The organism is Paenibacillus sp. FSL W8-0187, from assembly GCF_037969755.1.
Taxonomy (GTDB): domain Bacteria; phylum Bacillota; class Bacilli; order Paenibacillales; family Paenibacillaceae; genus Paenibacillus_AQ.
The window spans coordinates 5,124,415-5,142,491 of record NZ_CP150206.1 but is presented as its reverse complement, the minus strand read 5'-3'; the positions used below and the strand labels follow the sequence as shown (position 1 = coordinate 5,142,491).

The following is an 18,077-nucleotide window of genomic DNA, read 5'->3' as shown; positions in this document are numbered from 1 at the left end:
AGATCTAAAGGACGGGTTATGTCGTTAGAAGGGACTTTTTATGAGCGATCCGTTCCAGCAACTAGTTTCATATACTCAAGCCTCTCAGGAAAAGTATGGTGCTTCTGCCTCCGCTTTGTTCATCATTCAAGATGGTCATGCCATAAGGGAATGGTATTCTGGACAGCATCATTTTAAGAGTGGTGCATTGCCGGTAACCCGGGATTCAATGTTTAATCTATATTCAATCAGAAAGTCATACGTTGGCATGGCAACGGCCATTGCGGTTACAGAAGGGAACATCTCCATCGATACGGTTGTCTCTGATATTGTGAAAGATATGCCAACCAGCGATTTAAAAGGAGTGACCATCCGCGATTTAGCAACCAAAACCAATGCCAAATACTTTGGTCCCCAGCGAATCGAACGCGAGGAAGTCGCGGGAAAACTAATAAAAACGATAACAGGCAAGACGATCTCTCAATTAATAACAGAACGCGTATTTAAACCACTGGAGCTGAACCATTCGGAGTGGGTGTCTGTTCCATACTCCAATTTAGTATGTGATTTTCAGGCTGCGGATGGGTATGCATCCATTCGAATAGAGTCCGATGAAGGCCACGACCGGAATTTGTACGCGAGCGCCAAAGATTTGGCGATGTGGGGATACCTGCATCTACTTCAGGGAGCCGTTCATGACCAACAACTCCTATCTAATGAAGTATTTCGTTTGATTAACCAATTAAGAGCTGAAACTCAAGATCAGCACCGGATTTTTGGATGGTATTTTCAAGAAAAATGGTTTTATGCTTCCGGAGCCGCCGGGTGTCATTGCGTAGTTATTCCTGAATTCAATGCGGTAGGGGTTCGGATGCTGAACAAATATACAGAGAATTATAGTGAAGATCAGACCATGTTTAATGAAACATTTTACGAGTGTTTGGGGTTATATTTCCATGAAAAAGATTAAGCTTGGCATGATCGGTAGCGGTCATGTCAGCAATCGTTATTTTGAACAGGCGGCAATGCTTGAAGGTGTGCAGATTGTAGCAACATACTCCAGACTTTTGGAGAATGCGAAGAAGAAGGCAGCGGCATATGGAATTCCTGGGTGGTATGATGATTATCGACTCATGCTGGAACGAGAAGATTTGGATGGTGTAGTGGTTACGACTCCTCATTCCATGCATGCTGAGCCCGTGCTGGCTGCGCTGGAACAGGGATTGCCTGTTCTGAACGAGAAACCGATGGCGAGCACATTTGAAGACTGTAAGCGTATGGTTACGCTCGCAGAGGGGAAGGGGCTGATTTTCATGAGCCTGCCTTTTGACTTGAACCCCGTCTTTCTAGCTGCTGCCGATTTTATTGATGAGCGTTACATTGGAAAAATCACAGGCGCGGAAGCACAACTCTCCCTTCCCGGCCCATGGCGCGATAACTGGTATTATGATAAATCCGTAGCGCATGGAGGTGCGGTACTGGATTGCCTGGCTTATCCTGTTAGCCGCCTGATCGGTTTGTTAGGCCCCGCTACAAGTGTGATGGCTGAAGTCAACACGCTAATTCCCAATCGCATCGTTGGCGATGGTAAGAAGGTGAACAGCGATGTGGATGATAATGCCACCCTCATCCTTCAATTTGCAGGTGGGCAGCATGCCGTTATTCGCTCGTTATGGGGAATGTCCTTCAAGCAGAATAATACGCTGATCTACGGACGAAAAGGCACTATAGCTATGAATGACGGTGGATATCCTTTGGTTGTTCACACGTTGGGAGACGCTGTTCCAGATGCGGAGCCAGTCAATTGGCGGGGGAATGAGAGCTGTTATGTGCCGTATCGTCAAATTGCGGAACAACGTGATGAGAGTGTTATTGCCCATTTTGTTCGCTGCCTTCGTACGGGTGAACAGCCCGTCCAGTCTGCGAAACAGCAGCTACATGTGCACGAGATTCTGTTCGGTGCCTATCAATCTGCGGAATCCGGTGGGCGGTACGCATTGACGACAACTTTTACGCCAGCGGTAAAATTGGACCCGAACATATGGGATACTCGTAGCCGTTTTGTGTAGAAGGAATTAAAGGCTTCTCATTCGGATATATAATCCGGATGCAAGAAAGGACTGGAGAATTGAAATTAAAATTATTTTTCATTCTAATGTTAGTTATCCTTGTTGGTTGTAATAAAGAGGATGATGGGGTCGTCATAGAAATCCATAAAGAACAGCATATTAATTACTTGGAGGATTACGGATGGAGCATTGATAGATTTGCGTCCGAAACAAAATACGCTGCTCATACTTTACAATCCTTTAAGTCGCATGTGAAAGATATTAAAGAATTGGGTCATGTGGACCTGAAACCATTTTTGGATAAAGAGGTTATCGAAACAGGGTATATTCTGCAAGAAAAAACAATGACTTACAATCAGATTGTGGGATATATACTGGAGTCAGGCAATGAAATCATTGGAGGGTATTTGGTATTTAATCATGAGGCAAAACAAGCTGATGGAACATTGAACATCGATCAAAGTAATATGGATCCTATTCTTCATCGCAAGGAGTTGGGTAGTGATGATCCGCCTTCGCATAGCAAGACAATGCGATCGGGATGATTTTTTATTTTCTTTATTAGATAAACCGGGGACGTACCATCGATGTTACCCGATAACAAATATTATTAGAGATCAATCTAAGAACGGAAAGGATGCATTCTACATGATCGGTTTGATTATTATCGTTATGATAGTCGGCTTGGCCGGGATTATTAGCAATCAGTATTCTGCTCTGAGAAGGATGGAGCACATGCAGCGATCACTGGATGAGCTTAACATAAGACTACAGGAGATGAATCATCATCCTAAACCGTGATATTGTTTTTAATTAGCGAGGATAGTCTTGCTAACCAGCAGAGAAGGAATGAGCGTATTCGCCTTAATTCAGATCAATGTGGGAGTATGATATGACCCCTTTTAAACATTCAAAAAAAGAAATCAGAACGAAGTTTGAGATCGATTTGCTGCACCAGGCACAAGCCAAAGAACCTACGAAACCACCCCATCCTTGGCGTCACGAGGTTATCATACCAGCTGCGGGGTGCATTGCGTGCGGATGGGATGCCGATGAGAACCTTGTTCTGATCAGCAGCTCCGGTTACAGCATTACACAGGCCAGGTCCGGGAACCGACTGCACAGAGACCAGGATCCTAATGTAACGGATGATCATATTAGCGATAACTACTTGAGTTTTCGTATTCCGCAGGACGGACAGGACATTTCTATTTTTGGATTTGAGTCTGGAGACGGGATTCATATTACGAACGATGGCTGGATGCTGGAAGTCATTTACCCCTGGTGGCCAAGGGCTTCCGTAGTCTTGGATCGGGTGTTTGTCCCTAACTATGAATATCTCAAACATGCCGCGATAATCGATTTGAACCGGCTGGATGGGAAAATAAAATGCGGTTTTTCCCCGTCTGGTCAACATTTCGTTATTCTTGGGTCTGGTGGTGCGCTCTTGTACTCGAGGGAGTAGTTGCTTGGAGAGACTATACATTGATAGCATTAGAGAGAGGTCATCATGTCTAAACAAAATCTTAGAGATTTGATCTATGTGAATGGGAAGGAACAACATAACCTGTACTTTTATTCCTATGGCATTGAATTTTATAAATTTATGTCATGTGTAAGTAACCGACCGGAGAATTTGATTCTCCTTAAACACAAGTTCGAAGATGCCCAGTGGAGTATCCATTCCAGATTAGATTATGTGACATCTCAAGAACTTGATCGATTAGTGGAAGATAGCGTATACGATTATGGAGATTTTTGCTGGGTTGATTTTGATAGGGAAGAAGATCTGGTCAAATTAACCAAACTCCAAATTGCGGAATTATTAACCTTCGCTCATTTTGCCGAGCCCTTACATGAAATACCGAAAGCTAGGTTTGCTTACTACGCGCATGATGATGGATGGTTCAATAAGCTGTATGTATCTGACCTTGAGGATTATAAGACTCTGTTGTCTAGGGTCATCGTGTCCAAATTACATAGATTAACACGTCGGAAAATGGAAGACCTTCCAGATGACATAGCCGCCATGCTTCTGGAATCGACTAAGGAAGGCTTATTCATCGATTTCTCGAAAATCGTTAAAAGCAAAGCGAGTATAAGCGTACCTGTTACTGCCGTAGGGCATTACTTGGATTTGGATAAGGTATATGAATTTAGAGATGAAATCACTGAGTACCAGGTTTGGTTAACTTACTCGAACAAGAAATGGAGTTTTGTCAAAGTAAACTGACATAAAGATGCACAGAAGCCAATCGAAGATTAGACCAGAAGCTTAACATAAGAGCAACCGATGCAGAAGGGGGATCCATTTCAAATGATTAAATACAATATTTGTTTTGTTCGGCGCGGTGATGAGGTTTTATTGTTGAATCGTAAATCCCCGCCCTGGATGGGGTGCTGGAATGGCGTGGGAGGCAAGCTGGAGGCGAACGAAACCCCACGAGACTCGATGTTACGTGAACTGGAAGAAGAGACACATCTACAAGACTATAGTCTAACCTTTAAAGGCGTAGTGACTTGGTCCGTCAACGGTTCTATTACGGGTGGTATGTATTTATATCTAGCAGAGGTGCCTGAGGATTACATCTACCATACTCCAATCACGACAGCTGAAGGCATATTGGATTGGAAACCCGTTAAATGGATAACGGACGATGCGAATGTTGGAATTGCAGCCAATATACCGGGTTCGCTCGAACTTATCTTGCATGATCCCAATTGCTATGATCATCGCTGTACATATAAGGACGGTAAGCTCGTCGAACAAACCCCGATTCAGATCAGTGCCTTGATTGAAACGGATGAAGCGATGAGAGAGGCGTTGTTGAATCCGTATCGGGAAGAGGGAGTTACGATTTAATCTCATTAGAAAAAAATACTCAAACACCACATGACCCGACTTAGATAGGAAATATCTTAGGCCGGGTTTTGCTTTCAGTATGAGGAGCTCTGGAACTCACTGGCAGAGTGAAATAGAATCCTGAAGGTGTTGAACGGATTGAAAAAGGTTGTTACCCCAATAATCATTGTCGTAGACGTATTAGAATGAAGTAGACGATGAGAACTTTAAGATGATGCTATTACCGTTTAAAGGAGGTGCTGCCTTGTCAGCCATGGACAGTCTTTGTTCCCACTTGCAAACTGCTGCAGCGAATTTCGGCCTGACTGAAGTTATGCCAAAGATCTTAAGCTGCGGAGGAAATATCATCATTCACTTGGCCCCTCATCCGATCGTTGCCCGGGTTGCTGCGTTTACCCCCGAACAAGATCCCCAAATAGGCAAGAAACTTGAACAAGAGCTGCGCGTAGCTTCTCATCTTCACGAGGAGGGAGTTCCAGTGCTGCTGCCTGTGCATTTCTCGCAAGAAGGACCATTTGCGCTGGATGGGCACTGGATGACGTTCTGGGAGTACATTCCTCAAACAGCACTCCCATTCCCTTCACCGAGTGAAGCGGTCAACATAGTGAATACATTAACCCTTGCCATGGAGCAATATACCGGAGAACTCCCTATTCTGGGTGTGTGGGACAGGATCTATCAATCGGTTACGCGATTATCCGATCATCCAGATGATCGGATACAGCGATTAATCCACAAATTTTATGAAATAGATCAACAGATGCGCGCAGAATCCCAACTGTTAGCTCCCAGCCATGGCGATGCTCATGCCCGCAATTTAATGCCGAGCCCAAGGGGCTGGCTCTGGATGGATTTTGAAGATGTATCCTTGATGCCTCGTTACTGGGATCTGGCTTCATTTGTGGCAAATCTGGCTTTATTTAAAGGGGAGCAGGAGCCAACATTCCGGTTTATGATAAGCCGTCCCGACATTGTGGCAGACCGGGATGCCTTTGGATTTGCACTGTCCGCCCGCATATTAATGTCTACACTTGGCAACGTGGATTACGCCATTGCAGGTCATGGGGATATGGAATTCGCCTGTTCACAATTGGAACTTGCAGGGGAGTTCATCTACCGTGTGGAACATATTTGTAAGGGGCCTTAAGTCAGACGAAGCTTGATAAAGGATTCTGAAATCCAAGGAGATTATCAGCATAATGGGCAAATTTATTGAAAAGGCGTTAGTCCCCATATTTTTTGGACTCTTGCTTGCTCCCAAAGACGGTTTAAGATTTGGTTCCACATTATTAACAATACTCGTATAAAAACATGCATTGTTCATAGGAGGGGATAAGGTTGAAGGACACAAGCTTGTATTTTTACAATGAGCTATCGGAAACATATCACCTGATATTTAAGAATTGGCATGAAACCGTTCAATGGCAGGGGGCTTTCTTCGATAAGTTTATTCGTTCGTTATATACAGAGGGCCATGAGGATCCGATCGATCTCCTGGATGCATCATGTGGGATAGGAACACAGGCTTTGGGATTAGCGCAGCATGATTTTACTGTAACGGCAACAGATATTAGCCCTAATTCGGTTGAGCGAGCGAAGAGGGAAGCTGACAAGTTTGGGGTACATGTTCGTTTTGGAGTCGCGGATTTCAGGACGCTGGATAAGGATGTTCCTGGACAATTCGATGTCGTTTTGTCTGCTGACAATGCTGTTCCCCACCTACTGGACGACCAAGAATTAAGCGTGGCTTGCCGGAACTTCTATGAGAAGCTTAGAGACAAGGGGCTACTGATTATATCGATGAGGGACTATGACGAGATTTTGCAGAATCGACAGCGCTCCACGTTGCCCCGAGTTATGGATGAAGGAGAACGTATCGTTTTTCAAGTCTGGGATTGGGCTGAAGCTGGCAATCACTATATAACCAACCAATTTATTATGCAAGAGCTTGATGGGTCATGGAATACTCAAGTCAACAGCACATCCTATAGAGCTTTATTGAGAACGGAATTAAGTGGACTATTGGAAGAAGCGGGATTCACCGATATCAGATGGCATATGCCTTCGGAATCGGGTTTCTATCAGCCGATCTTGACGGCAAGGAAATTATGTATGAATTCCACCTGGGTAAAATGAGTTCCTTTCAATTGCCTTAGTATATGAGGAGGAGTTATGGATGGCAAAATTAACAGGTCACGAACAAGTCGTGGAGTATCTTCACCATCTTGAGCATCCATTAAAGGCTGAAATTGAGGAAGTAAGAAGCTTCATATTAAGCGTCGATGATCAGATAACCGAGCAGATCAAATGGAATGCACCCAGCTTCTGCGTTCAGGGCGAAGACCGAATCACATTGAATTTACAAGGGAAAGGCTTCTTTCGCATCATTTTTCATTGTGGGCCAAAAGTTCAAACTCATGACATCAAGGGAGCCATGCCTGAGGATACTCTATTGGAATGGGCCTCTAATGATCGGGCAATCGTGAAGATTTATAATTTAAACGATCTGGAGGAGAAGAAAGAACAATTAAAAGAAGTCATCGTTAGATGGATTGAAGTGACGAGTAAGGGTTAATCAGGTAAGTGAAGGGGTGAATCAGTTGAACAAAGTGATAGATTATTATAATGCCTTCGATGAATGGGGGCGCTTGGATAGGGAGCCCATTGAATTTATCGTCAATTTGCATCATATCTTGAGTATGCTGCCTGAGAAAGGTCATGTGCTGGATAACGGTGCGGGACCTGGGAAGTATTCGATGGAATTAGCGAAGAACGGTTACGATGTGACCTTAACAGACCTTACGCCAAGATTAGTCGAGATAGCGGCTGCTAAAGCCGAAGAATTCAAGTTAACAGGCCAGTTCAAGGGGTTTCACCGTGCCAATGCCAACGATCTTAGCCTATTTCAAGATGAGTTGTTTGACGGTGCACTTATGATGGGACCGTTATACCATTTACAGACAGAATCAGATCGGTCTACGGCTGTCCGAGAATTGAATCGTGTTACCCGAGCAGGCGGTTATGTATTTGTGGCATTCATGACTCGAATTCGGCATCTGATGACATCATTATCATTTCCGGAACAATGGAAACCGAATGATAATATCAGCAGCATTAAGGAATTTGTTAGGACCGGTATATTCAATCATAACGATGAAGGAAGATTTACCGGTGCGTATTATTATAACTTGGAGGACGTTAAGCCGTTCATGGAATCGCATGGCTTCGAGACGATTAAATTGATAGGTTCGTCAAGTATAGCAGGCTCCTTCAAGGCAGAGCAGTTCGATTATTGGCGGTCCCGTGGGGAAGAGGAATTCCAAGAAGTCATGAACCTGATCTACCAGGAAGCGGAGAACCCAAGCATTTTGGGGGTCTCATCTCATTTATTGTATATTGGGCAGAAACGATAAGGGTTATGAACAAAGTAATCAGAAGAATGGTTGCAATATTGGTACTGGTTCTCATCATTTTAGCAGTTACCTGCCCCAATGAGGCCGATTACAACAGATGGTTGTCGAAGGAATATGGAATTACGTGCGTAAACACAGGGATAGAGAATAAATGTAGTAAATCCGGGAAGGACATCCGGTTTAAGTCAGGGCATATAAAACATGCTGCCATTTATATGGGAGTCGAACAAATATATACGGAAGATAACAAGGATTATCAATTACGAGCGATTGGCATTCTGAATACTTTTTTTAAATACTAGACTCTACACAAATAATAAAAATTGCAGGGAAACAGGGGATAATGACATACCATGAACAACATGATCGTTCACGAAGTTTCCGACCTGGGTGCAGTAGACATCACCGAGCTCCTGACTGAAAGCAAGGAAGAAGGATTCAGGAATATCCATAGGCTAGTGAATGAATATAAAGAGGGTATCAATACGTTTCAGCATGAAGCTGAAGCCTTGTTTGAATGTCGAGTTGGTCATAGAGTCATTGGCATTTGCGGGTTAAATCGTGATCCGCATTCTGACGGAAGCATCGGCAGGATCCGCAGATTGTATGTGTTAAAGGAATTTCGGCGTCATGGAGCCGGGAGAAAGTTGGTTGAAGCGGTAATTCATATGGCGAGCAGCCATTATACTAAACTCGTCTTGAAAACGGACAATCCCAAGGCAGCTGAATTTTATAAGAATTTAGGTTTTAAGGAAAATGCGGATGATGAACTAGTCACGCATGAACTGGAGTTATGATGTAATCACTAATGTCCCGTCTCGATCTGATAGAGAGCTTTCAACGGTTATGAAAGGCTACCCTAAAGGCAGCCTTCCTTACCCCTCGTATGCTTGTTGCAACGTCTGCATATCGATTTTTGATTTCGATTTTGCCGGATCGGGGTCGGTTATCATTTCGCTTAAATTAGCCGGGACGATTTGCCACGATACGCCAAACTTGTCTTTCAACCAACCGCATACTTGTGCTCTCTCGTCACCGTCCTCAGACAGCTTCTCCCAATAATAGTCCAGTTCTTCTTGTGCCTCGCAATGAACAATAAATGAAATGGCTTCGTTGAATTTGAAATGCGGACCGCCATTTAAGGCAACAAAATGTTGGCCTTCCAGCAGGAAATCCACAGTCATGATCGCACCTTCGGCAAACTCATGATTGTCATTCTTCTCTGCACCGTAACGCGTGATTCGTTCGATCTGCGAATTTTTAAAAATAGAGACATAATGCTGGGCTGCTTCCTCGGCTTGGTGATCAAACCACAAGTTTGGAGAAATCTTCTGGACCCTATTCTTCATAATTTCAAGAAATTTATTCCTGCCACTTTTGGGTTCGCATAACAATGCAGTTAGGAAATTGTGCGATGGTTGCAGGATAACGGATGTCTCATGTGAAATCCATTAGGTATAGACGATGGAAGAAAACAATAGGCGACTGGGGTGACTAGTGATGAGCGATGTGCTTTTGCGAGATGTATTCGAAGAGGATCTTGATATATTTTTCGAGCATCAACGGGACCCTGAGGCAAACTACATGGCGGCTTTTACAGCGAAAGATCCTTCGGATAAGGCAGCTTTTGATGCGCACTGGGCCAAAATCTTAGGCGATGAGACCATCATCAAGAAAACCGTTTTATATGAGGGACAAGTAGCCGGGCAGATTTTATTCTTCGAACATATGGGTCAGCCCGAAGTTAGCTACTGGATAGGGCGCGAATATTGGGGGAAAGGCATAGCGACGAGAGCCCTTTCGTTATTTATCAGAGATATCAAAACCCGTCCATTGTATGCACGCGCAGTTAAAGATCATATCGCCTCGATCCGGATCCTGGGAAAAAACGGCTTCATCATCTGGGGGGAAGATAAGGGCTATGCCCATGCTCGTGGTGAAGAAGTGGAAGAATATATTATGAAGCTATCTTTTTAGAATAACGGAGGTTAAAACATTGAGTGGATGTCATTTCATAATCACGGGAACCTCGAGAGGAATCGGCGAGCAGTTGGCCCATATGCTTCTAGAGAAGGGCCATGTCGTGCATGGGGTCGCGAGAGGAACGTCCGAGAGATTGAGCAGCTATCCAAAATACAGTCACCATGTATATAATCTGAGCGATACGTTGGGTCTGGAGGAGCTTGTGGATAGAGTGTTTGACGAGATTGATGCCGATCATGCGGATATGATCTGCCTTATCAATAATGCGTCCATGCTTGAACCACTGAAGGCCATTGAACTATGCGATGCGATAGATATTCATATGAATGTGCAAATCAGTCTGATTGCGCCGATGATCTTAACGTCCAGCTTCATCAAGAAAACGGAGGGGCTCTCCATTCGAAAGAAAATCATCAACATCTCTTCTGGCTCCGGAACATATCCAGCACCTACGATGAGCGTATACTGCACAGCGAAGGCCGGGATCAATATGTTTACGCAGAGTGTTGGGACCGAGCAAAGGAATCGGCAGAACCCGGTGGAGATCATTGCGGTCAATCCTGGAATGGTGGACACGGATATGCAAAGAATGGCCAGAGGGAAAAATGAGCAGGAATTTGAAATGGCCAAAGCCTTCGCCCATGCGCATGAGTCTGGACAGCTGCTATCTACAGAGGAAATCGGGGCGCATCTGCTACATATCATCGACAAGGATTTTGAATCCGGAAGCACTGTAAATTATAACGATATCTAAGGGGCCTTGTCTTGTGAAAATCGGGACACAGCGGAGTTGCTGAGGTTCCAACGAAGGTGATGATGGATTTTGTGTGTAAACCTACGGGTGGAGAGCTGAGGATTTCGGAAGAAACGACGGATAGTCGTTGGATCGCTAAGGATGAAGTACTCCAATACATTACAGCCCCCGGCCATTCGTACGCGGTTTCAGGCGTATCTGGATTTTAATCGAGAGGTCGTCTATATGGAATATATCACGAAGCCGGAGTTTGAAATTAAGCTGAGACGGAATATATAAGGACTTCGTATTGGTTTATCATGTATCGAAAGGAATATTCGCATGGAAGAAGTTATTGTAACACCGTACAATCCGGACTGGAAAGACGAGTTCGAACGGGAAAAAGCTAAAATTGAGTCAGCACTGAAGGGACTTGATTTCCATATCGAACATATCGGGAGCACGTCTGTGATGGGTTTAGGATCGAAACCGACCATTGATATGATGGCTGGTGTTTTGAGTTTAACTCTAGTAAATGAACAATATATAGAGAATCTGGCCAGGATCGGGTATGAATATGTGTTTAAACCGGAGTTTCCGGAACGACTGTTCTTTAGAAGAGGGCAATGGCGGGCGGGGACGCATCATCTTCATATTTATAAGTATCAAGGCCAACAGTGGAACGACCAAATTTTATTCAGGGAGTATTTAATGAACCATCCGGATACAAGGGATCAGTATTGTACCTTAAAAAAAGTTCTTGAGAGTCAATATAAACATGACCGCGTGGCCTATACCAACGGCAAGGCTGATTTCATTCGTGAAGTGATCCATAAGGCAAGGCTTGATGCTGGAAGGAAGTAAAGATGATGTCCGAATATTACTGGGATTCTAAAATCGAATATTTGAGAAATACCAGATGGTTATATTACAACGATGACTACCTGGAGTTTCTAGTGAAGAACGTCTGGAAATTGAATGCCCCCGTTAACATCCTGGATTATGGTTGTGGATATGGGTATCTTGGACTGAAGCTTCTCCCGCTATTACCCGAAGGGTCAACCTATACAGGGATAGACAAAGGTGAAGATTTGATCAAGGAAGCAAGAGAGGTGTTTGATAAGCTGCCCTATTCCGCTGAATTCATTCAAGGAGATATTGAGGACATGTTTGTGCATCGTCAGTATGACGTTGCGATCTGCCATGCATTTTTATTACATATGGCAAACCCTCGGATGATTCTTCAAAAAATGATCGATAGTGTACTGTACGGTGGCCGAGTCATTTGTTTTGAGCCCCATTGGATTGCTAATACGGCAAATTATGGCTTTGATGAAATCCAGCATTCTGAAGTTGTCCCTCTAGGCATATTACAGAAATTGTACGAAGAGAGCGCCAAAGATAGCGGAAAAGACGGAAACATCGGCATGAAGCTGCCGATATTCCTAAGTCAGCTGGGATTACGGAATGTGGAGTGCCGAGTCAGTGACAAAGTGAATTTTTTGGACCAGAATATGGACGCTGCAGAGAAAGATCGGCTTTTTCAGTCCTTGAAGGAAGAAGGCATTGGGCAGGAACTCGAGGATTCGATTAAGGTAGTGGAGCAGTTGGTACAGAGAGGTTTATCAGTGGAAGAAGCACAAGCCCAATATGCCGCCGAACTTAAGCTGTTTCAGGTGTTTGATAGCGATTCGTGGTTAACTTACGCGCCGAATATGAAGATTTCTTTTGGCACGGTTAGTCGAGAATAAACGACCTAAGGAGCCCTATGAAAATTGGATTGGTAAGACATTTTAAAGTTATACATGAACTCGATAGAAAATGGATGACGTCCAATCAGTTTAATGCTTGGGTGGAAGCTTACAATAACGCTGAAATTGAACAATCGGACCTGGACTATGGTTTTTCGGAGTGGAACGTATGTATATCCAGTGATTTATCCCGAGCCATTCAGACGGCAGAAACGATATATACAGGCCCTATCATCGCAACGAATCGGTTAAGAGAGATTGAGGTCCAATCGATTCATCCTTTGGGAAATCTAAAGCTTCATTACCATATGTGGTTGCTGATGGGGCGTTTGGCTTGGTATTTGTCTCACGGCTCACAAGCTGAACGGAGAAGCGAGACACTGGAGCGAGCTGGGCATATCATCGATTGGATTGAAGAACGTTACGATAATCGCAACGTATTAGTGGTTAGTCACGGTGCATTCATGAAAGTGCTGACTCAGGAATTGTCCAAAAGAGGTTACCGAGGAAAGGGATTTGTACAACCCAGGAATGGTGCCATGTATATTTTTGAAAAATAAGCGGGTAAATCAAAGAGAGCCTTGGGTTCTCTTTTTCTGTTCAAGTGTACTGCAGCCCATCCAGGTTGAATTATGATGCCGGATACGGTACCATCATTGCACTAGTAAATGTTGTAATCGGCCAGTAAAGGAGTCGTATCTGCAATGACCAAGGTACTTGTAGTGGATGATGAGATTAGTATCTCAAGCGCAGTCGCTTATGCGCTGCGAAGAGAAGGACATACGGTGGAGACGGCAGGGGATGGGCAGGAAGCGCTGGAGCGTGTGGAATCGTTTGATCCTGACGTGATGGTGCTCGATGTTATGATGCCGAAGCTTAGCGGGTACGATGTTTGTCGCAAGCTCGAGGATCGGCAGCGTCCTGCCATTCTGCTCTTGACGGTGAAGGACGATATTGTGGATAAGGTGCTAGGACTTGAGCTTGGTGCGGATGATTATATGACAAAGCCCTTTGACATGCGGGAGATCATCGCCAGGGTAAAGGCATTGTCCCGAAGAAGCCGCACCCCTGAGACAGTTGGGCAGCAAGCCCCGGAACAGCATGTCATCAGAATATCCGGGCTTACCATTAACCTGTTGAATCGCACCATTCATGCTGAAGGCAAACCTCTTGAGCTCACACCGAAGGAGTTTGACCTTATGGCTCTCCTGGCTCGGAATCCGGAACGGGTATATTCGCGCGAGGCCTTGCTTGAACAAGTATGGGATATGGATTTTGCCGGCGGCACGCGTACGGTCGATATTCACGTCCAGAGATTGCGTAAGAAGCTGGGAAACCAGCACGAAGTGATTCAGACCGTATATGGCATTGGATATAAAAGCACGGAGATTCCATCATGAGCAAAAGAAAGGTCCGTTTCGGCTTAAAGTGGAAAGTCGCACTTCTTCTCGCCTTGCTGTTGATCGCCGTTGTTGTTGTTCTTAGCACATTGGTTCTTGCTGGGATACGGGAGGATCAGCGGGTGCGCCTGGAGCAATCCTTCGCCCATGAAGCCGAAGCGGCCAATCTCAGGGTTCATCAGGAATTTTTGACGAATCCTCAAACCCAGCCGGATGATTTTATGGAAAATGTCGGTCAACGGCTAGCGGTTGATCTTGGAACCCAGAGCGGCATGCCGGTGACCCTGTATAAGCTGGATGGTACATTCACAGGGACTTCCCTTCCGTTTCAGCCGAAAATGGATGTACAAGACGCCCTTGCACACACAGCGCAAGGGCGTTCCGCCTACATTACCGAGGGGGACCAGCTGCTCTATCTCGCTCCGCTTCGGAATATGGATAAACCGATCGGAACGATTCAATTCCACGCATCGCTAGCTGAGCAGCATGCTTTCTATGATCGGATCCAGAACCTGTTTATCGTGACGGGTCTTGCCGTATTGGCCGCGGGCTTCTTAATCGGTTTTCTATACGTCTGGCGGCAGGTTCATGTCATCAGCAGATTGAACCAGGCTGCGCAGAAGATTGGCGAAGGAGTCTATCTTAGTGAGCCGACGGTTAAGCGAAATGATGAGCTCGGTGAGCTGGCGCAAGGCATATATGAGATGAGCGGGCGAATTTCCTCCTCGGTGAGCCAGCTCACGGAGGAGAAGCTGAAGCTGCTGGATGCCATCGAACGGCTGCAGGAGCTGGAACAGCAGCAGAAGCAGTTTATCGGGAATATCAGCCATGAATTGAAAACGCCGCTGACTTCCATATTGGCCTATGCGGATTTGCTTGAAATGTATCGCGATGATCCAGCCCTGCTTGAGGAAGCCAGGGGACAGATCAGCAAGGAAGCACAGCGTCTATATCGATTGGTGGAGAAGGCGCTTCAGTTATCGTCCATGGATATTTACGAATTCGAAACCCATGCGGAGCACGTAGAACTTCTGCCGATTCTGCAAGAGGCGGCAGCCCGACTGGAAGCTAAGGCAGAGCAAACTAACATTGCGATTCAGCCCTCCCTAACGGATGGTAAGGTATGGGCCGATCCGGAGAATCTGATGCACATGGTTCTGAATCTGTTGGATAACGGAATTAAATACAATCGGCCCGGAGGAACTGTCATGCTCACGAACGAAGTGAAGCAGGATGAGCATGGCCATGATCGGATGATCATCAAGGTAAGTGATACCGGAATCGGAATCCCGGACGATGCCAGAGAACGGATCTTCGATCCGTTTTATACGGTGAGCAGCGACCGCTCCAGGGTTCACGGAGGAACTGGCTTAGGGTTATCTCTGGTACGCAATCTGGCGGAGAAACAGCATGGTTCCGTTCAGCTTGCGGAATCGGGTCCCGGCGGTTCTACGTTTGTGATTGTCCTGCCGATGAATCGGCCACAATCGACAGAGGTTATTTCGACAGAAGAAAGTTCAGACTTGGAATAAGGTCTGGGCTTTCTTTTTTCAAGCTTATCTATTTGTTTACAAGTTCGTTACAAGCTCGATATCGTATCGAGATATTCGCATTCTATACTGAGTTCAACAGGGAAAGAGGCGGCATGTTATGACACATTAGTTGCAGCTGCCGAAGCTCCTTGGGGATATGCATAGGAGGAAACCTGTTATGAAACATAGATTTGGGAAGCATGGGGTCAAGTTGCTGTCTGTTATTGCTGTGGCTGCAGCCCTTGCGGCCTGCCAGTCCCAGGATCGGTTGACGATCGTGGAGCCAGGCAACAGTGCAACTGGTCAGCCTCCTGTATCGAATGCTGGAGAGACGGCATCGGGGGAGCGCAAACTCACGGTTGTAGAAGGGGCGAGTGGGCAATACAGTCGGGAAGTGATCGTGAATCAGACGCACCGGATCGCCTCGTCCAACATTGAGGCATGGCTGTCGGAGAATGAGGTCAAGGTGCTAACAACCAAACTGATCAAGGAAGCGACCGAAACGGAAGAACCGCAATATGCTTATACCACAGAAGCAGTGAACGTAAGTACAGGTGAGCGGCGTGAGCTCACGAAGCATGAAGAGTCGCATCCAGGCGAACAGCTTGTCAAAGAAGAGATCTCGCCAGACGGTAAATATAGCTTTATTCAGAAATGGAGGGATAAGTACACGGCTGACAATTTTCTGAAGGATTTGAGTACTGGCAAGAGCATCCCGGTTAAGGGTGACAATTACATGGAGATTGGGGGATGGCTGGATTCCGACACCTATGTTCTCGCAGCAGGCTCCATGAGCGGCAAAGGCGATATTCGACTCATTTCCACGGACGGCACTTATACCACCATAGCCATTGAGGATGAGGATGTTGAATTTTACAACCAATTCGGAGCGAGTAAGGGCCGGATCTATTATACCGATGTGAACCAGGTGCTGAAGGTCGTTGAACCCGGACAGTCGAAGCCGATACATCTCATTGAAAATGTATGGAACTTTGCGATTTCTCCGGACAGCGAGTACATTGCCGTTGCGACAGCGACCAACACAGGAGGGGACGAGAGCAGCAAACTGCTGATCTATGACGCTGCCGGAAGTTTGCAAGGTTCACTTATCGGAAAAGGCAATCTGATCTCGTACTTGTCCTGGTCGCCGGATTCCGCCAGAATAGCCTTCGATGTGTATTCGGAGAATGAGAGCGGGATGAACGGAGTGTACGTATTTGATACCTCTTCGGGGAAGGTAAGCTGGATGGCGCCCTATTATTCTGCAGTGCATCCTGCCGCCCATCCTGTCTATCCTCTGACTTGGAGCCCATCTGGAAAAAGACTGGGAATTACGATTGATGATAAAGAAGCTTTAATTGCGACGTATGTGATGGATTTTAAATAGGTTTATATCGAGCTTCATCATATTACTCATCGACTTAGTGATGTTGGTGAGACAACGAGAGGAATGGATAAAATGAAATCATTAAAAAAATCAATCGTGGCAGTTGCTGTGCTGGGAATGACGTTAACGGGAGCCGCGGGCGTCTATGCGGGGGCAAACCTGGAGAAAATCTCGGCTTACCTGAATCACAGCATCGGTATCAAAGTGGATGGAACCGTATATAACACGGGCAAAAAATTGACACCGATCACATATCAAAACACAACGTACTTGCCGGTTCGCGCGATTGCTGATGTACTGAATGTACCCGTGCAATACGATGCGAAGAATCATCAGGTGCTGGTCGGAAGTAATCCTGGAAACGGTCAGACGATCGAGTTAACTACAGTGAAATATAACGATGCTCAATTAAAAGAAATCAAAAATGCATTCTCTAAATTTGATGGTTTCCAAGCACCGTATGCTCCAAGTCAGATGGTAAAAGGCGATGTGTATCAAAAGACGGGTGCTTCGGGAGATGGCGTCAACATGGTCTTCAAGCATATGACGGTATACATTTCCCCAAGAGACTACGCTCACGGATATGACAGCAAACCGGTTACTTTGTCCAATGGGGTTAAAGCGAAATGGTATACACCGGATGATACGGACATGCTGGGATTTCAGATCAATGACCGCTTCGTGACGATCAGCTCTCCGGATCATTCCTTAAGCAAAGCACAGCTGGAGAAGGTTGCCGTAAGTGTTGCCCTTTTGAAATAAATATAGAGACAAAAGATTATAGAGATATGGTTTAGATATGAAAAAGGCAAATAGAGGTTCTTACGAGGAAGCTTGCAGGGGGAAGGAATACCTGCAAGCTTTTTTCATTACAAAAGGCTATTCGAGAAAAGATATTTCCTGGGCAATCTAATCTGGCAAAAAGATGGGAAATCAGAAGGGGAAAGAAAATTAGGGATGTACGTAA

At 45.4% G+C, this 18,077-nt stretch carries 22 protein-coding genes and 1 pseudogene; 22 read left to right on the top strand and 1 reads right to left on the bottom strand.

Annotation, left to right across the window (positions count from 1 at the left end; translation table 11 throughout):
* The first annotated feature begins 40 nt into the window (after positions 1–40).
* From MKY48_RS23170 to MKY48_RS23115, 12 genes are all read left to right on the top strand, one after another.
* Positions 41–949 (top strand): serine hydrolase domain-containing protein, encoded by a 909-nt coding sequence (locus tag MKY48_RS23170; protein ID WP_339266583.1) that lies wholly within the window; start codon positions 41–43, stop codon positions 947–949.
* Positions 936–2,048, top strand: coding sequence for a Gfo/Idh/MocA family oxidoreductase (locus MKY48_RS23165; RefSeq protein ID WP_339266581.1), 1,113 nt, complete (start codon positions 936–938; stop codon positions 2,046–2,048). Before MKY48_RS23170 ends, MKY48_RS23165 begins: the two co-directional genes overlap by 14 nt.
* 59 nt (positions 2,049–2,107) lie before the next feature.
* Positions 2,108–2,593: a DUF4830 domain-containing protein gene (locus MKY48_RS23160; RefSeq protein WP_339266579.1), complete on the top strand. Its 486-nt coding sequence runs from the start codon at positions 2,108–2,110 to the stop codon at positions 2,591–2,593.
* A 103-nt stretch (positions 2,594–2,696) separates the two neighbouring features.
* The gene (locus tag MKY48_RS23155) at positions 2,697–2,849 is read left to right on the top strand and encodes a hypothetical protein (protein WP_339266577.1); all 153 of its coding nucleotides are present in this window, start codon (positions 2,697–2,699) and stop codon (positions 2,847–2,849) included.
* A gap of 91 nt (positions 2,850–2,940) precedes the next feature.
* Positions 2,941–3,513, top strand: a complete 573-nt coding sequence (locus MKY48_RS23150; protein WP_339266575.1) for a hypothetical protein — start codon at positions 2,941–2,943, stop codon at positions 3,511–3,513.
* 45 nt (positions 3,514–3,558) lie between these two features.
* A complete protein-coding gene (locus tag MKY48_RS23145; protein ID WP_339291098.1) occupies positions 3,559–4,281 on the top strand; it encodes a hypothetical protein in 723 nt (240 codons plus the stop codon).
* An 84-nt stretch (positions 4,282–4,365) separates the two neighbouring features.
* Positions 4,366–4,911 carry an 8-oxo-dGTP diphosphatase gene (locus tag MKY48_RS23140; protein ID WP_339266572.1) on the top strand — a complete coding sequence of 182 codons (546 nt, stop codon included), beginning with the start codon at positions 4,366–4,368 and terminating at the stop codon, positions 4,909–4,911.
* A gap of 253 nt (positions 4,912–5,164) precedes the next feature.
* Positions 5,165–6,058, top strand: a complete 894-nt coding sequence (locus MKY48_RS23135) for a phosphotransferase (protein ID WP_339273629.1) — start codon at positions 5,165–5,167, stop codon at positions 6,056–6,058.
* Between the two features lie 191 nt (positions 6,059–6,249).
* Positions 6,250–7,047, top strand: coding sequence for a class I SAM-dependent methyltransferase (locus MKY48_RS23130; protein ID WP_339266571.1), 798 nt, complete (start codon positions 6,250–6,252; stop codon positions 7,045–7,047).
* Between the two features lie 40 nt (positions 7,048–7,087).
* A complete protein-coding gene (locus MKY48_RS23125) occupies positions 7,088–7,486 on the top strand; it encodes a DUF1801 domain-containing protein (protein WP_076325220.1) in 399 nt (132 codons plus the stop codon).
* A gap of 25 nt (positions 7,487–7,511) precedes the next feature.
* The gene (locus MKY48_RS23120) at positions 7,512–8,324 is read left to right on the top strand and encodes a class I SAM-dependent methyltransferase (RefSeq protein WP_215155446.1); all 813 of its coding nucleotides are present in this window, start codon (positions 7,512–7,514) and stop codon (positions 8,322–8,324) included.
* 353 nt (positions 8,325–8,677) lie between these two features.
* On the top strand, positions 8,678–9,121 hold the full coding sequence (locus MKY48_RS23115; RefSeq protein ID WP_339266568.1) for a GNAT family N-acetyltransferase: 444 nt from the start codon (positions 8,678–8,680) through the stop codon (positions 9,119–9,121).
* A gap of 78 nt (positions 9,122–9,199) precedes the next feature.
* Here the strand turns inward: MKY48_RS23115 and MKY48_RS23110 are convergent, their stop codons facing one another.
* Positions 9,200–9,673: a VOC family protein gene (locus MKY48_RS23110; protein ID WP_339266567.1), complete on the bottom strand. Its 474-nt coding sequence runs from the start codon at positions 9,671–9,673 to the stop codon at positions 9,200–9,202.
* A 151-nt stretch (positions 9,674–9,824) separates the two neighbouring features.
* On the opposite strand from MKY48_RS23110, the gene MKY48_RS23105 reads away from it, so the two are divergent.
* From MKY48_RS23105 to MKY48_RS23060, 10 genes and pseudogenes are all read left to right on the top strand, one after another.
* Complete coding sequence (locus tag MKY48_RS23105; protein WP_339266565.1) at positions 9,825–10,301, top strand: GNAT family N-acetyltransferase; 477 nt, start codon at positions 9,825–9,827, stop codon at positions 10,299–10,301.
* 19 nt (positions 10,302–10,320) lie between these two features.
* Positions 10,321–11,061, top strand: coding sequence for an SDR family NAD(P)-dependent oxidoreductase (locus MKY48_RS23100; protein ID WP_339266563.1), 741 nt, complete (start codon positions 10,321–10,323; stop codon positions 11,059–11,061).
* A 23-nt stretch (positions 11,062–11,084) separates the two neighbouring features.
* Positions 11,085–11,340, top strand: a pseudogene (locus MKY48_RS23095) (ADP-ribose pyrophosphatase); the annotation flags it as partial.
* A 42-nt stretch (positions 11,341–11,382) separates the two neighbouring features.
* Positions 11,383–11,904, top strand: a complete 522-nt coding sequence (locus tag MKY48_RS23090; RefSeq protein WP_339266561.1) for a GrpB family protein — start codon at positions 11,383–11,385, stop codon at positions 11,902–11,904.
* A 5-nt stretch (positions 11,905–11,909) separates the two neighbouring features.
* A complete protein-coding gene (locus MKY48_RS23085; RefSeq protein WP_339273627.1) occupies positions 11,910–12,791 on the top strand; it encodes a class I SAM-dependent methyltransferase in 882 nt (293 codons plus the stop codon).
* A 74-nt stretch (positions 12,792–12,865) separates the two neighbouring features.
* Positions 12,866–13,351, top strand: a complete 486-nt coding sequence (locus MKY48_RS23080) for a histidine phosphatase family protein (protein WP_339291093.1) — start codon at positions 12,866–12,868, stop codon at positions 13,349–13,351.
* A 144-nt stretch (positions 13,352–13,495) separates the two neighbouring features.
* Positions 13,496–14,191: a response regulator transcription factor gene (locus MKY48_RS23075; protein ID WP_076325210.1), complete on the top strand. Its 696-nt coding sequence runs from the start codon at positions 13,496–13,498 to the stop codon at positions 14,189–14,191.
* Positions 14,188–15,723 carry a HAMP domain-containing sensor histidine kinase gene (locus MKY48_RS23070; protein WP_339291092.1) on the top strand — a complete coding sequence of 512 codons (1,536 nt, stop codon included), beginning with the start codon at positions 14,188–14,190 and terminating at the stop codon, positions 15,721–15,723. Before MKY48_RS23075 ends, MKY48_RS23070 begins: the two co-directional genes overlap by 4 nt.
* Positions 15,724–15,901: 178 nt before the next feature.
* Positions 15,902–17,110: a WD40 repeat domain-containing protein gene (locus MKY48_RS23065; protein WP_339266556.1), complete on the top strand. Its 1,209-nt coding sequence runs from the start codon at positions 15,902–15,904 to the stop codon at positions 17,108–17,110.
* A 72-nt stretch (positions 17,111–17,182) separates the two neighbouring features.
* A complete protein-coding gene (locus MKY48_RS23060) occupies positions 17,183–17,872 on the top strand; it encodes a hypothetical protein (RefSeq protein ID WP_339266554.1) in 690 nt (229 codons plus the stop codon).
* Positions 17,873–18,077: the final 205 nt, after the last annotated feature.

Coding starts and splice junctions, on each gene's coding strand:
- MKY48_RS23170 (WP_339266583.1), top strand. CDS start 41: ATGAGCGATCCGTTCCAGCAACTAGTTTCATATACTCAAGCCTCTCAG.
- MKY48_RS23165 (WP_339266581.1), top strand. CDS start 936: ATGAAAAAGATTAAGCTTGGCATGATCGGTAGCGGTCATGTCAGCAAT.
- MKY48_RS23155 (WP_339266577.1), top strand. CDS start 2,697: ATGATCGGTTTGATTATTATCGTTATGATAGTCGGCTTGGCCGGGATT.
- MKY48_RS23150 (WP_339266575.1), top strand. CDS start 2,941: ATGACCCCTTTTAAACATTCAAAAAAAGAAATCAGAACGAAGTTTGAG.
- MKY48_RS23145 (WP_339291098.1), top strand. CDS start 3,559: ATGTCTAAACAAAATCTTAGAGATTTGATCTATGTGAATGGGAAGGAA.
- MKY48_RS23140 (WP_339266572.1), top strand. CDS start 4,366: ATGATTAAATACAATATTTGTTTTGTTCGGCGCGGTGATGAGGTTTTA.
- MKY48_RS23135 (WP_339273629.1), top strand. CDS start 5,165: ATGGACAGTCTTTGTTCCCACTTGCAAACTGCTGCAGCGAATTTCGGC.
- MKY48_RS23125 (WP_076325220.1), top strand. CDS start 7,088: ATGGCAAAATTAACAGGTCACGAACAAGTCGTGGAGTATCTTCACCAT.
- MKY48_RS23115 (WP_339266568.1), top strand. CDS start 8,678: ATGAACAACATGATCGTTCACGAAGTTTCCGACCTGGGTGCAGTAGAC.
- MKY48_RS23110 (WP_339266567.1), bottom strand. CDS start 9,673: ATGAAGAATAGGGTCCAGAAGATTTCTCCAAACTTGTGGTTTGATCAC.
- MKY48_RS23105 (WP_339266565.1), top strand. CDS start 9,825: ATGAGCGATGTGCTTTTGCGAGATGTATTCGAAGAGGATCTTGATATA.
- MKY48_RS23090 (WP_339266561.1), top strand. CDS start 11,383: ATGGAAGAAGTTATTGTAACACCGTACAATCCGGACTGGAAAGACGAG.
- MKY48_RS23085 (WP_339273627.1), top strand. CDS start 11,910: ATGTCCGAATATTACTGGGATTCTAAAATCGAATATTTGAGAAATACC.
- MKY48_RS23080 (WP_339291093.1), top strand. CDS start 12,866: ATGACGTCCAATCAGTTTAATGCTTGGGTGGAAGCTTACAATAACGCT.
- MKY48_RS23075 (WP_076325210.1), top strand. CDS start 13,496: ATGACCAAGGTACTTGTAGTGGATGATGAGATTAGTATCTCAAGCGCA.
- MKY48_RS23070 (WP_339291092.1), top strand. CDS start 14,188: ATGAGCAAAAGAAAGGTCCGTTTCGGCTTAAAGTGGAAAGTCGCACTT.
- MKY48_RS23065 (WP_339266556.1), top strand. CDS start 15,902: ATGAAACATAGATTTGGGAAGCATGGGGTCAAGTTGCTGTCTGTTATT.
- MKY48_RS23060 (WP_339266554.1), top strand. CDS start 17,183: ATGAAATCATTAAAAAAATCAATCGTGGCAGTTGCTGTGCTGGGAATG.